Annotated in this window: 12 protein-coding genes; 2 read left to right on the top strand and 10 right to left on the bottom strand. The window is 38.3% G+C overall.

The window, feature by feature from the left end; translation table 11 throughout:
* Positions 1-75 precede the first annotated feature (75 nt).
* The 7 genes from dltD to ACKTSC_RS00740 all read right to left on the bottom strand — a co-directional run bounded on the left by dltD (position 76) and on the right by ACKTSC_RS00740 (position 7,506).
* Positions 76-1,344, bottom strand: coding sequence for a D-alanyl-lipoteichoic acid biosynthesis protein DltD (dltD, locus tag ACKTSC_RS00770; protein ID WP_407856569.1), 1,269 nt, complete (start codon positions 1,342-1,344; stop codon positions 76-78).
* Positions 1,344-1,577, bottom strand: coding sequence for a D-alanine--poly(phosphoribitol) ligase subunit DltC (gene dltC, locus ACKTSC_RS00765; RefSeq protein WP_407854882.1), 234 nt, complete (start codon positions 1,575-1,577; stop codon positions 1,344-1,346). The genes dltD and dltC overlap by 1 nt, the downstream gene beginning before the upstream one ends.
* Before the next feature lie 46 nt (positions 1,578-1,623).
* On the bottom strand, positions 1,624-2,844 hold the full coding sequence (gene dltB / locus ACKTSC_RS00760; protein WP_407856568.1) for a D-alanyl-lipoteichoic acid biosynthesis protein DltB: 1,221 nt from the start codon (positions 2,842-2,844) through the stop codon (positions 1,624-1,626).
* Entirely contained in the window at positions 2,844-4,355 is a 1,512-nt protein-coding gene (gene dltA, locus ACKTSC_RS00755; RefSeq protein ID WP_407856567.1) for a D-alanine--poly(phosphoribitol) ligase subunit DltA, read from the bottom strand. The genes dltB and dltA overlap by 1 nt, the downstream gene beginning before the upstream one ends.
* 36 nt (positions 4,356-4,391) lie before the next feature.
* On the bottom strand, positions 4,392-4,541 hold the full coding sequence (locus ACKTSC_RS00750) for a teichoic acid D-Ala incorporation-associated protein DltX (RefSeq protein ID WP_407854885.1): 150 nt from the start codon (positions 4,539-4,541) through the stop codon (positions 4,392-4,394).
* A 195-nt stretch (positions 4,542-4,736) separates the two neighbouring features.
* Positions 4,737-6,749: an FtsX-like permease family protein gene (locus ACKTSC_RS00745; RefSeq protein WP_407856566.1), complete on the bottom strand. Its 2,013-nt coding sequence runs from the start codon at positions 6,747-6,749 to the stop codon at positions 4,737-4,739.
* Positions 6,739-7,506, bottom strand: a complete 768-nt coding sequence (locus tag ACKTSC_RS00740) for an ABC transporter ATP-binding protein (RefSeq protein ID WP_407856565.1) — start codon at positions 7,504-7,506, stop codon at positions 6,739-6,741. Before ACKTSC_RS00740 ends, ACKTSC_RS00745 begins: the two co-directional genes overlap by 11 nt.
* Positions 7,507-7,796: 290 nt before the next feature.
* Between ACKTSC_RS00740 and nrdD the strand changes: the two genes are divergently transcribed.
* Together nrdD and nrdG are read left to right on the top strand one after the other, a co-directional pair.
* Positions 7,797-9,995 carry an anaerobic ribonucleoside-triphosphate reductase gene (gene nrdD / locus ACKTSC_RS00735; RefSeq protein WP_332580021.1) on the top strand — a complete coding sequence of 733 codons (2,199 nt, stop codon included), beginning with the start codon at positions 7,797-7,799 and terminating at the stop codon, positions 9,993-9,995.
* A gap of 61 nt (positions 9,996-10,056) precedes the next feature.
* Positions 10,057-10,659 (top strand): anaerobic ribonucleoside-triphosphate reductase activating protein, encoded by a 603-nt coding sequence (gene nrdG / locus ACKTSC_RS00730; RefSeq protein WP_407856564.1) that lies wholly within the window; start codon positions 10,057-10,059, stop codon positions 10,657-10,659.
* On the opposite strand, the gene dinB is transcribed toward nrdG, so the two are convergent.
* The 3 genes from dinB to ACKTSC_RS00715 all read right to left on the bottom strand — a co-directional run bounded on the left by dinB (position 10,651) and on the right by ACKTSC_RS00715 (position 13,636).
* Positions 10,651-11,772 carry a DNA polymerase IV gene (gene dinB, locus ACKTSC_RS00725; protein WP_407856563.1) on the bottom strand — a complete coding sequence of 374 codons (1,122 nt, stop codon included), beginning with the start codon at positions 11,770-11,772 and terminating at the stop codon, positions 10,651-10,653. The two genes, nrdG and dinB, sit on opposite strands and share 9 nt — an antisense overlap.
* A 132-nt stretch (positions 11,773-11,904) precedes the next feature.
* Positions 11,905-12,432, bottom strand: a complete 528-nt coding sequence (locus ACKTSC_RS00720) for a type II toxin-antitoxin system Phd/YefM family antitoxin (RefSeq protein WP_332580018.1) — start codon at positions 12,430-12,432, stop codon at positions 11,905-11,907.
* Between the two features lie 169 nt (positions 12,433-12,601).
* Positions 12,602-13,636, bottom strand: a complete 1,035-nt coding sequence (locus ACKTSC_RS00715) for an HTH domain-containing protein (RefSeq protein WP_407856562.1) — start codon at positions 13,634-13,636, stop codon at positions 12,602-12,604.
* Positions 13,637-13,698 lie beyond the last annotated feature (62 nt).

Genomic DNA, 13,698 nt, shown 5'->3' with positions numbered 1-13,698 from the left:
TAAAATAAGTCAATCAAAAAAATCTTTAGAACCAGTCAATGAATTGAAAGGTCTAAAGACTTTTTTCTGATATGTCTATTTAGTCATATTTTCTGGATTTTGTTCTTGCCATTCTTTGCTCAAGAAATAATGATTGTTGATCGTATAGACTTTTTTGGTCGCACCGCGATTTTTTAAGAAAGGTTCGATTTTCTTATCTGCAGTCAGCCAACCCTTCCAACCTAAATGAATCGTATCTTGCATAAAATAAGGTTCATTTTGTTGATTCGTATAGTCAGCAACGTTGGTAAAACCTTGCGATGTCAATTGATACTTGATTTTACTTGCAAATTGTTGCAGCATGTCATCAGAAAGACCGGTGTATTGAGACCAGCGACCATTCACTGGAGGGATGATGAAGAGACAATCCGAATGTTCTTTGGCCAATTGATTTAAAGCTAATTGAAAATCAGAGAATTCTGGCGAATAACGATAATCCCATTCTTTTTGCGAATCTGCTAAATGACTCAAATTTGGCTCAATCCGTTTTTTATAAAATTGTTTTTGAATCCCGAATTCATTGCCTTGGGTCGCCTGTTCGCCCAGTTGATCGGCAAGACTATCCAATTCATCATGATCATAGCTTGCAGGTAGAGCTTTGACATTTTGATCGATCAAGTCTTGTTTACTGATCATACCGATCGTGCTGAACAATTCATCTTCGCGTTCTAACATATTTAATTTTAATTTGCTATATGTGATATCTGTTTTACTTGGTAGTTGACCTTTTCTAACGGCAGTCAGCATGCGGTCTAAGCGTTCATCTTTTCTTATCACTCCATAGTGAGTCAAACGTTGCGCTAGATATTGGTCGCTATCATCGACTTTTTTCAAATGCAGCAACCAATTCAACGTTTGTTCTGGGGAATAGTAGGCATCAAAGTAATCACGTTTGATCCCTTCTTTAACAAACCATTGGGGTGAAATAATAAAGACCGCTTTACGATCTTTTAACTCATCGCCTAGAGATTGCATCATCATAAATTGCGTTAATGATTGGGTTCCGGGTGCCCCCATCAAAAAAGGTGTATAGCCACGGTCATATTTTTCTGCTAAAACGGATGGATGGAAAGGACTGATTCGACTCAATTCAGATGATCCGAAAAAAGGAACATATTTATCGGTACTTAAGGCTTCTTTTGTAATATTGTTTCCTCGCAATACGTTTCCCGCCATCGAGCTTGATGCAGCTTTGATCAACTTCGGATCACTGCTGTTAATTTTGAATGGTGAAAAAAACAGAAGAACCAATAGGACCGCTGATAAAAGAACCGGCCCAAAGATACCGAAGAGTTTCTTTTTCATTAACCTTGTAATACTTTCACTTGTTCAATGATTTTAGTTGGTGTGTTCCATTGTGCGCGGTCAAACTCTGATACAGGAACTTGAACACCTAATTGTCCTTCGATTTCTACTAATAATTGAACTGTGGCTAGAGAATCCATCAATCCTTCTTCGAATAAATCTACTTCTGGATTATCTCTCACTTCATCTGTTCCGGTAATATCTTCTAAAATGCTAAAAATTGTTTCTTCCATGTTGCTCGCTCCATTTCATTTATAGTTTTTTATTTTTTATCGATAGTTATTTCATGAAAAATATATTGTGGAACCATAATTTATCTAGGAAACCTGAGAAGATCAAAAAGCTCAAACAAACAGCATTGAACGTTAAGAAAATCGCGAGGGCTTTCGTAAATTTATTAGATGGCAGTTGTTGCTTGTGTTTTTTTTTGAATCGCAGCCAGGCATCTGTCAAACAGATCAGCGTAGCATGATAAATACCATAAACGATATAGTACCAAGTCAAGCCATGCCAAACGCCCATCAATAAGAATAAGGCAAAGTAACCAACATTCGAGGCAACGATTCGGCTTTTGAATGTTTTCTTTTTGATCAATGTAAACATCAAGCGCATATAGATATAGTCGCGAAACCAAAAAGAGAGTGTCATGTGCCAACGATTCCAAAATTCTTTGATATTCCATGACAAGAATGGTTTGTTGAAATTCGGTGGTGTTTCGTAGCCCATCAATTTACTAGTTCCAACTGCGAACAAGCTGTATCCAGCAAAATCAAAGAATAGATACATACTGTAAACATACATATACCCTACTAAACTCCATGATAGACCACCATGCTGCAAGGCATGTCGGTCAACGATTGGTAATAATACTTGACCAAAATAATAACCGATGATGAATTTGTATAAAAAGCCCAGAAAGATATCATGAACAGCTGATCCTAATAGATCTACATATTTTTCTTTCGTCGGCGGTTCATTCAAATCTTTTTCAAAGCGACGGTAACGGTCGATCGGCCCCGACGAGATCGTTGGGAAGAAAAGTAAGAATTTAATGTAATTCAATGGACTGTATTCTTTGATCATACCATCGCGCATTTCCATAATGATCTGAACCGATTTGAATGTCAGATAGGAGATTCCTAAAAAGCCTAAAATTGAATTCTGACCATCCATAAACGGGGTGACTTTTACAAAGATCAGCGGAACGATGCTTAAAAAGACTGCTCCATAAAAAATACTGGCTTGATTTTTTTGTTTGCGATACCGATGATACCCAAAAACAAGCAGGCTTTGAAAAATCACATACCCGATCAAGGCCAACCCTTGCTGGTAATCACTTCCGCCAAAAGAGATATATAAAAAAAATAAGGTAATTAGTGATTGATACCAATTGATCCGTTTACCTCGAAACAACAAACTTAAAACCAATGGTGCCAAAGCAATAAATAAGATAATAAAATAAGTTGGCGATGCATATGGGATCATGTGAGGAATAAACATTAGCTGTTCACCTCACTGATCAAGCATTTCCGATCAATTTTTCCATTCATTGTGCGGGGCAATTGTTCAACATAAACAAATTTTTGCGGAATCATATACTCCATGACTCCTTCTGCCAATTCTTCTTTGATCGCTTTCGTCAATTGATAGTTTTTTTCGAATTCATTGTCTTTTGCTACTACATACGCAACTAGTTGCTGAACTTTGTGTGCTTGATATTTGGGAACTACGGTTGCTTGCTTTACAAAGGACACTTTCTCTAAATGGTGATCGATATCTTCTAACTCAATTCGAAATCCATGTAGTTTTACTTGGAAATCGATTCGACCTTCATAAAGAAGCAAGCCCTCTTCCGTTAAGCGGCCAGCGTCGCCTGTACGATAAGCCGGAACACCATCAATGGTGAAAAAGGCAGCCGCAGTTTTTTCAGGATTATGGAGATAGCCTTTCGACACACTGGGACCTTTGATAATAATTTCGCCCGCTTCACCAGCGGATACGGCTTTATTTTCATCATAGATCAACACTTCGGTATCTTTCTTGATATAACCGATCGGAACACGGTCATATTCAGCTAATACTTCAGCCGTCACTTCGATTTTTGTCATCGCTACTGTTGCTTCCGTTGGCCCATAAGTATTGAAAATTTTCGCTTGTGGGAAACGGCGTAATAATTCTTCAGCCGTTTTACGAGTAAGTTCTTCACCGCAAAATTGAAAAACTTTAAGTGATGGCACATGTTCGCCATCGAATGTCTTTTCCATTAAACAGATATCCATGAATGACGGGGTCGAAACCCATACGTCCAAATTCAATTGAGGTAAAAAATGAAACAATTGTTTGAAATCATTGATGATTGTTTTCTCCATCGGAATCAAGGTACCGCCGCTGCAAAGAGCGGGATAGACACTCATGACTGACAGATCGAATGAATACGGTGCTTGCGATAAGAAACGCATTCCTGACTGAATACCAAAATCGGCTAAATCCCATTCAGTAAAACTCAAAAGATTTTTATGACTGATTTGAACACCCTTAGGCACTCCAGTCGTTCCTGAAGTAAAAATGATATAAAAAGTTTCATCCTCCATAACTGGAGTGAGTGCTACTTCTTTTTGTTCAGTAGTAAAAAGTGCACGTAACTCCGCTGGTGATACTACGGGAATATCTGATTTGATTTCCTCTGGCCAAGGCATGACACTTAAGATCATTGCTGGTTGAGCAACGGCTAAAATTAGTTCGATCCGATCGAACGGTGTATTTGATTCGATTGGAATATACGCATGGCCACTTTTGGCTACCCCTAGGAAACTGGCGAGCATGTCAAATTCTAATTCGCCAAAGACCACGATCGGTTGTTTAGCTTCAATTGTTTGGTGTAAATAGTACGCGATATGATCAGACCACAGACGTAACGTTTGATAACTAAAGCTTTCCTTTTCAGATTGATAGGCAATCGCTTCGGGTTGATCAATGGCCCATTGATCAATGGTTTGAATAATATTTTGCATGACTATCCTCCGTTCATTGCAAAAAAATTTGCTTGATTAAAATTCGTTATAAATAAAATTACCGCCTTGGATACTCTTGTAATGGTACAAGTAGACTAGAATCAGAAGGACAGCAAAGTAAAAAATCGTCTTTCCAATAAAACTTGACCAATAACGAGTCGTCGGCCGATAAAAAAGCTCTTTCATCCAATCGCCCTTTCTTTTTCTGCTTTTGATAATTATTATAGAACGCTGAAAATAATCTACCACCGATTCCACTTACATAAAGCGCTTTCGAACGAACACTTTTGTCACCTAATTGAAATAAAAATAATCGGCCACTTCCAAAAAATGCTTGGAAACGGCCGATCAACGACTATTTTCTAAATTAAATAAAACTATTTATAGAAACTTCTTCTGATACATACAGGTGATCCAATAGAACAATCCATAGACGATCAGCATTAGACAACAAAATAGATACACAAAACCGTAATTAGCATTTTGCGCAATATGAGCGATCACAGAGATTGCTAGCACACTATGGATCAATGCCAGGAACGCTGGAATAAAGAAAGCGTAACGATTTTCACGATTGATTTCTTGATGGATATTTTTTTCTGGAATTCCTAATTGCTGCAACAATAAATACTGTTTGCGTTTTTGCTTAAAGTCAGATAATTGCCGCATCATCAACATACTGGCCGTAGCAATGATAAACATCGTGGTCACAAAGGTCACCACAAATAAAATCAAGCCTAGTGTGCTACGCGTTTGACGATAAGATTCTCGATGTGAGGCATATTCTGAGCGATAAATCGTCGATTCCTTATTATTCGTATCTTCGCCAGCTTTAATGTCACCTATAATCTGACCGTTTTTCCAGCTTAAATCATAGTGAATTGGGTGGGCCCAATCACCTTTTAGGGACTCTTTGACGATTCGATTTAATGTTTCTTCATCTTTTCTAGCCACATCAACCACTTCTAATTTATACGCCACTCCCTGTGTCTCCGCGAATATTTTATCGGAGACCACGATCATCCCAGTTCCATAACGCATCGTCGTATCACCAAAAAAGTTTGGCCGCATTTCTTGAACTGTCAATTTTCGTTGTTTCAAATTGATGGTCTTGTCATACTGCGTGTACTCATTTAAAAAACGCTGATACGAGCTCAAAATCACGGTTGCATCCATTGTTCCTAATTGGATATTCTCCAATGTATCGTTCATTTTTTGGAACGCGCGATAATCCGTTAGTGAGACCATGTCCATTACTTCCGGTTGCGTCATGGTATCTTCACCAGAGATTCGGACATCTTGTTTAGCAGGAACAGATTTCAAAGTCAAAGTTTCTTGCGTATAAGGAATTGCAGCTTTCAATTTAGGCTCGATTTTTTTAAAACTTTCACTAGTGATGATCAGCGAAGTCGGGGTGCTTTCATGCACCGAGCGCATCGCCAACGAACTGATTGCGATCATCAAACCTAATAATGTCAATGCTAAGCCAAGCGCTACTGTGATTGATCCTAAGAAACGCCATTCACTAGATAAGCGTAATTGCCATTCACTTCGTGCCAATATACCTAAATTTTTATTTAGACGTTTAGGCCGATACGAATTATACCAACGCAGCGTATAAGCAAAAAAGAAATAGCTTCCTATCACACAAATCGCAAAGATCAATAGCATCAGTATAAAATTTCCTTGGAATAATCCGAAGCGGTCGCTCCATTGCCGTGAAAAATAGAGATAAAAAATCGCTAATCCCCAACCAATAGACAGAAGTATGATACCTAAAACAGCTAGAATCTTTTGCCTAGTAGAAAGCGTCATTGCTTTGCTTTTTCGCAATTTTAATTTCTTAAGATGAGAAAATTTATAGCCAGACACTAGCCAAAGTACCTGGAAAGATACTACCAATAAAATGAACGCTACAACTAAACTCGTTGAAACGATTGCATCGGTAGAGAAAAAGAAATGTACTCGCAGCGGCAGATCCATCGCTTTGACTAAAATCATACTGAATAATTTTGATAGCAAAACACCCAAGCTGATCCCGATCACAAATGAAAAAACACCGATAAACAGAATCTCTAAAATAAACCACAAGCAGATCTGGTAGTAACTCAAACCATATAAATGAAAGATACTGATATCTTTACGCCGATTTTCAATAAAGAACCGATTGGTATTGGTCATAAAAAATAATAAGATCAGTACAACCACAAATCCGCCAAATCCTAGCATCGCAACCAACTGTGTATTTTTACCAGCACTACGGATCAGCGGTTGTTCATAGGTCATAGCAGTGAATGAATAATAGACCATAACTGCAAAAATCAAACTGAAAAAGAAGACCAAGTAATTTGAAAGTTGCTTTTTAAAGCCATGCCAAATCAATTTAATCAGCATTGGCTTTCCCTCCTCCGCCGATCGTAGCTTGCATATCGATTACTTTTTCAAAAAAGTCTTTACGGGATGAACGGCGAACGATTTCAGAAAAGAAACGACCATCCTTGATAAATAGCACCCGATTGCAATAACTAGCGGTATAAGGATCATGTGTCACCATCAAAACGGTTGTCTCTTCATGGAGATTGACTTCGTCTAAATAGTTCAAAAATTCGGTTGCTGATTTAGAATCTAACGAACCCGTCGGCTCATCCGCAAATAAAATTTGCGGTTGGCTGATCAACGCACGAGCTGCTGCCGTGCGTTGCTGCTGACCCACTGAGATTTCCTCTGGATAACGATTTAAAATATGATCGATTTTTAAAACATTCGTCAAATGCCTCACACGACGCATGATTTCTTCATTGGATAATTTGCTGACCGTCAATGGTAAGATGATATTGTCACGGACCGTCAAACTATCGATCAAATTAAATTCTTGAAAAATGAATCCTAGATTCTCTCGCCGAAAATCCGTTAATTTACTTTCTCGCATTTGCGTGATATCGGAACCGGCGATTTTTACTGAACCCATCGTCGGTAATAAGATCGTTGACAAAATATTCATTAAAGTCGTCTTGCCAGCACCACTAGGTCCCATGATGCCAACAAATTCACCCTTTTCCACTGAAAAATTCAAATCATTCAAGACATTGACTTTATTGTTGCGAGTACCGTAGCTTTTAGTAAGATGTTGGACATCAATAATTTTTTTCATTTGTTACCTCTTTTTAACATCTAATTTTTTTCTTTTATGGTATCATATTTAGGTTGGTTTCTTGAGTGAAACGACTAAATAGCACCTTACGTTTTTATCACTCGAAATTTAAAATTTTCAAGTTATTTTATTTTTTTCAAAGCTTGATACTATCACATTTAATACAACTTATGTTATCCAGAGATACTATATATAGTGCCTCTGGATTTTATTTTAATAAAAAAACTACTATATCTCGTTTCATTGTGATATTATTAATAATTGAAATAACCGAATTGGAGTGAATAGATATGATGGAAATTCATACAAAAGACTCGCTAACTAACGAGTTTCAACCGTCGCTTAAAAAAATCAAAGTCGTAAAACGAGACGGTCGACATGTGTCATTTGATGATCAAAAAATTTATGATGCCTTGATCAAAGCGGAAACAAAAATCAAAAAAACAATGGACCCTTTAGCCAATGAGCGTATCCAGTCAATCGTTGAACGTGTGGATGCTGAGATTTTTGAACGTTTTACAAATGATATCAAAATTTATGAAATCCAAAATATCGTGGAACATATCTTGCTTGAACATAATGAATATGAATTAGCCGAAGAATATATCAATTACCGGACGCACCGTGATTTCCAACGGAGCAAAGCAACCGATATCAATTTTACGATTGGCAAATTGATCAACAAAGACCAATCAGTTGTGAATGAAAATGCTAACAAAGATAGTGACGTCTTCAATACTCAACGAGATTTAACTGCTGGAATTGTCGGCAAATCAATTGGTTTAAAAATGTTGCCACCGCATGTAGCGAATGCCCATCAAAAAGGCGATATCCATTATCATGATTTGGATTACCATCCATATACACCAATGACGAATTGCTGCTTGATCGACTTCAAAGGCATGCTGACTGACGGTTTTAAAATCGGAAATGCTGATGTTGAAAGTCCTAAATCGATCCAAACAGCCACCGCTCAAATTTCACAAATCATTGCTAACGTTGCTTCTAGTCAATACGGCGGCTGTTCTTCCGACCGTACCGATGAATTGCTTGCGCCATTCGCACGCTTAAATTATCAAAAACATTTGAAAGATGCACAAGAATGGATCGAAGGTACTGAAAAACAAGAAGCGTTTGCGAAACAAAAAACCCGCAAAGATATCTATGACGCGATGCAAAGTTTGGAATACGAAATCAATACGTTGTTTACCTCAAACGGTCAAACACCTTTCACTTCACTAGGCTTTGGTCTAGGAACAGATTGGTTTGAACGCGAGATCCAAAAAGCGATTTTACAAATTCGGATCGAAGGTTTAGGAATCGAAAAACGGACAGCGATTTTCCCTAAATTAATCTTTACTCTTCGCCGCGGTACAAACCTAGAAGCAACGGATCCCAATTATGATATCAAACAATTGGCTTTAGAATGTGCCACTAAACGGATGTACCCAGATATTTTGAATTACGATAAATTGATTGAATTGACTGGTAGTTTCAAAGTTCCAATGGGCTGTCGTTCATTCCTTCAAGGTTGGAAAGATGAAAATGGCCAAGAAGTAAATGTTGGCCGTATGAATCTAGGGGTTGTTACTTTGAACTTACCTCGCATCGCAATGGAATCAGCTGGCGACAAAGAAAAATTCTGGACATTGTTAGAAGACCGTCTGCAAATCGCTAAAGATGCTTTAGTTTTCCGTGTTGATCGCTGTAAAGAAGCAACACCGGCAAATGCACCGATCCTTTATCAATATGGCGCTTTTGGCAAACGTTTAAAACGCACGGATTCAGTCAATGACTTATTCAAAAATAAACGAGCAACTGTTTCATTAGGCTATATCGGTCTTTATGAAGTAGCGAGTGTCTTTTATGGCGGCGAGTGGGAAAACAACCCTGAAGCCAAAGCCTTCACCTTGAAAATTATGGAAGATCTAAAAGCTCATACGGATGACTGGGGCAATGAATATGGCTATCATTTCAGTGTCTACTCAACTCCAAGTGAAAGCTTGACTGATCGTTTCTGTCGTTTAGATACTGAACGTTTTGGAATCGTAGAAAATATTACAGATAAAGAATATTACACGAACAGCTTCCATTATGATGTACGTAAAAATCCAACACCGTTTGAAAAATTAGATTTCGAGAAAGATTATCCTAATTATTGTTCTGGCGGTTTCATTCACTATTGTGAATATCCCGTACTACAACAAAATCCTAAATCATTAGAAGCTGTTTGGGATTACGGCTACGATCGCATCGGCTACCTAGGAACAAATACTCCGATCGATCATTGTTACAAATGTGGTTTCGAGGGCGATTTCAAACCGACTGAACGTGGTTTTGAATGTCCAGAATGCGGCAATCACGATCCAAAAAGTTGTGATGTTGTTAAACGTACTTGCGGCTACTTAGGAAATCCTCAAGCACGCCCAATGGTTCATGGACGTCATAAAGAAATCTCTTCTCGTGTCAAACACATGAAACAACAATAAAAATTATTCCTAACAGGGACGGCTCTTTCGCTGCTCCCTGTTTTACTTGAAAGGTGATCACATGCGTAACCCAAAACCGAAAGAATGGCTAGCTAGCGATTTGAGCTTGCAGTATATCGCTGACTATAAAGCCTTTAACTTTGTCGATGGTGAAGGTGTTCGAAATAGTTTATATGTCAGCGGCTGTCCCTTTGCCTGTGAAGGCTGTTTTAATGTTGCAGCTCAAAATTTTCATTATGGAAAACCATTTACTCAAGAATTAGAAGACCAGATCATCGCTGATACTGCTCATGACTATGTTCAAGGGATCACCCTGCTTGGTGGCGAACCCTTCTTGAATACTCAAGTTTGTTTGAAAGTCATCAACCGGATTCGTGCTGAATTTGGCCAAAGTAAAGATATTTGGTCATGGAGCGGCTATACCTTCGAAGAACTTTTACAAGACAGTGAAGATAAATTAGAAATGTTGAGCAAAATCGATATTTTAGTCGATGGCCGCTTTGACATCAATAAAAAAAATCTAATGCTGCAATTCCGTGGCAGCTCCAATCAACGGATCATCGATGTAAAAAAATCTTTAGCACAAGGAAAAGTCGTTATCTGGGAAAAATTACACGACTCTGAAAAAGCTTTTGAACAAATCAAAAAGGGCGATCTAATTTGATCGCCCTTCCCACAAAGGTAATACAATATTTTCATACGCAATGGGATCTAGATTAGTCAGCGTAATACCGACTAAACGGATCCCTTTTTCAATGCCGCCGATATCTTCCCAGATCAAACTGGCCTGCGAAAATAATTCTTCTTTTTTTGCTATGTAATAAGGCAATGTCACACGTTTCGTGACCGTTGTATAATCCGTATAACGGATCTTTACGACCACTGTTTTTCCGTGTCGCTGTACTCGTTTTAAAGCCTCTTCAACCTTTTCAGCCAATTGCCGCAGCTGACTCAATACTTCATCTTCTGTCGCTAATGGACGGCCGTATGTATGCTCTTTACCAACCGACTTTCGTTCACGAGTGATGCTGACGGCTGAATCGTGGATCCCTCGAACTTTCCGGTACAAAGAATAACCCATCTTCCCAAACTCTTGAATCAAAAACATTTCACTTTTATCATAAAGATCTGCACCGGTAAAAACACCTAGTTCATTCATCTTCGGAACTGTTTTCTTACCAACACCATGAAATTGTTCAATCGGCAAGCGTTTCAAAAAAGGGACAGCTTCTTCTGGTGAAATCACGGTCATTCCTCGGGGTTTCTGATAGTCGGAAGCTAATTTAGCTAAAAATTTATTGTAACTGACACCCGCTGAACAAGTTAAATGCAACTCTTGCCAGATATCTTGTTGGATCTTACGGGCGACTTTGATCGCCGAACGAGCATCGATTTTATTGTTCGTGACATCAAGATATGCTTCATCGATAGACACAGGTTCGATGATATCTGTATAGCGATGAAAAATTTCCCGAACTTGTTGGGAGACGGCACGATATTTTTCATGATCACCTGGTTTAAAAATCGCCTGTGGACATAATTCATAGGCTTTTTGTGCACTCATCGCTGAATGAATCCCATAAATCCGAGCTTTATAGTTAGCCGTCGTCACTACGCCTTTACCGCCCGTATCCGATGGATGACGTGCAATCACTAACGGATGCTTGGCTAATTCAGGATCATCTCGTTCTTCGACTGATGCAAAAAAAGCATCCATATCGATATGGATAATTTTTCGCGATGTATCATTTTTTAATGGAAACACTAATTCAGCCAAACAACTCACCTCTTTGTTCTTGCATTCTCCTCTCATTATAAACGAACGTTTGTTCAGAGACAAACCTTCTGATAATTAATAATGATTTTTTAATGCTCTTTTTTCCAATAAAAAATAGACAGCTCCCACTGTCTATCGTTCCACTAAATTCACTTTACGGATCATTAATTTATCTTGCGCATGTTGAGACTCTTGTGATTCACCAAAAATCTCCGCATAAATGATTTTGTTGTGTTCACGTCGACGTAGTTGATAAATGATTTTCCCGCTGTCTTCCAACTCTTTCATTAGTTCTGTTACGCCACCAAAACCCGTTTTTTTCGTGATAAAGCCATTTGCTACCATCCGCTCATCTAAAAAGCGTGCAGAGATCACTGAGCCTTTAGCTAATGATGATCTCAAAGCTGTCGCTAATTCTTCCAATTCTTCTGGCACTGGTAATTCTCGTTCAACAGGCTGATATAACGTATCTCGCAGTGTATCTAATTCTTCGACCAACGCTTCATATTGTTCTTTCGTCAACATCACACCGGCAATTTTTTCACGGTTAAAAATATAAACACCTGTCTCGGCTTTCCGAGCTTGGGCAAAAACATCCATTGGTGATTTTTTTACTTCAGTGATCGAAGATGTCGGAACATCTAATTTTCGTAACCCCACTTTGCTCTCCCCCTGATTTTCTATAATAACTTTTATTGCGATTCACTCTGCGTGGCCCTATTCATCGCTCTAGTTTTGGCTATTTCTCATGCCAGATTAAAAATTCTTAGGCACGATAAGCACTCTCAACGTATTATAGCATAACCTTTCTGGAAGCAAAATCGCAGATCTACTTTTCAGTTTGAAAAGTAGAAAATACGCAACTGGCTTCTTGGACCATTACGATCGGCGATTCAAGCTGCAAGCTAACGGCCATCTGCTGACTAGACTGAAAAATCTGCTGTACGGCTTTTGCCAACTCATCCAATTGACAGTTTACTAGCAAAGCACTCGCTCGTTTTAGTTCTTTACTCAATAAATAATAATAGTTACTTGGCACCGCTGATTTTCGATATAAATTATAAACGCTTAATGGTAAGCCCTGATGGATACCAATAAATAAATCAAACAGTTTTACAGTAAAAATTTTTTTAGTTAGCTCTGAATCCCACTGAATCGATGGTTCGATGATTTGTACACCATCGATCGTTGCTTGATACAACGAAGTCTGATGCAATTGATGCAAATGAAAAAAATCAGTACAAGCCGAATAATGACAGCGAATATAATCTAAAAAGAAGTATGGAGCAGCTAGTTCTTCCAAACCAAACTTTGTCGCAAATTGATTTAATAGACGTGAATCAGGAAAATAAACCGCCATATTATTAGAGTATTTAACAGAAAAATGATTCTGTTCGATATATGGATACCACTCCGTTTCTGTGTTTGAACAAAAATCACGTAAATAACGCAATTGGAGATGAATGAGCAATGCTTCCTCCCCTATCAATCCACCTGTTCGTCGATCTGCTGTAAGGTTCAACTTTACTAATTGTTGATTCAATTCTTTGACTTTGGAGTACTTGACTTCCTTGTTTCCGCGATTCCATAGATATTGTTGAAATAGCTGAAAGCGATCGTCTGTCCATAGCAACTTACGATAAAGGTCTGTATAACTAGGTTCTTGTCGCCAATTGATTTGCCAAAAACTATATTTTGCAACATAATTTTTTTGCTGCAATTCATAAAGATCTCGAAGGATTGTCTTGCGGCTAACCGTTAGTTTTTCTGCAAACTCAGCCACACTGTACCGTTCTTCTCGTAACAATTCGATTAAATTTAATTGTCGTCGACACTTTTTTCGTGTTACAAATTGCCAAATCATACTCCATCCCTTCTTCCTTTCATACTTCGACCGATGTATCAATTCCAACATAGCACAAGTAT

Source organism: Enterococcus hailinensis (assembly GCF_045862035.1).
In the GTDB taxonomy this organism is placed as follows: domain Bacteria; phylum Bacillota; class Bacilli; order Lactobacillales; family Enterococcaceae; genus Enterococcus_A; species Enterococcus_A hailinensis.
This window is presented reverse-complemented; position numbering and strand designations above follow the sequence as displayed.

What these genes read in the sequence shown, in the direction of transcription:
- nrdG (WP_407856564.1), top strand. Translation starts at nt 10,057, where the DNA reads ATGCGTAACCCAAAACCGAAAGAATGGCTAGCTAGCGATTTGAGCTTG.
- nrdD (WP_332580021.1), top strand. Translation starts at nt 7,797, where the DNA reads ATGATGGAAATTCATACAAAAGACTCGCTAACTAACGAGTTTCAACCG.
- ACKTSC_RS00740 (WP_407856565.1), bottom strand. Translation starts at nt 7,506, where the DNA reads ATGAAAAAAATTATTGATGTCCAACATCTTACTAAAAGCTACGGTACT.
- ACKTSC_RS00715 (WP_407856562.1), bottom strand. Translation starts at nt 13,636, where the DNA reads ATGATTTGGCAATTTGTAACACGAAAAAAGTGTCGACGACAATTAAAT.
- dltC (WP_407854882.1), bottom strand. Translation starts at nt 1,577, where the DNA reads ATGGAAGAAACAATTTTTAGCATTTTAGAAGATATTACCGGAACAGAT.
- dltA (WP_407856567.1), bottom strand. Translation starts at nt 4,355, where the DNA reads ATGCAAAATATTATTCAAACCATTGATCAATGGGCCATTGATCAACCC.
- dltD (WP_407856569.1), bottom strand. Translation starts at nt 1,344, where the DNA reads ATGAAAAAGAAACTCTTCGGTATCTTTGGGCCGGTTCTTTTATCAGCG.
- ACKTSC_RS00745 (WP_407856566.1), bottom strand. Translation starts at nt 6,749, where the DNA reads ATGCTGATTAAATTGATTTGGCATGGCTTTAAAAAGCAACTTTCAAAT.
- ACKTSC_RS00750 (WP_407854885.1), bottom strand. Translation starts at nt 4,541, where the DNA reads ATGAAAGAGCTTTTTTATCGGCCGACGACTCGTTATTGGTCAAGTTTT.
- dltB (WP_407856568.1), bottom strand. Translation starts at nt 2,844, where the DNA reads ATGTTTATTCCTCACATGATCCCATATGCATCGCCAACTTATTTTATT.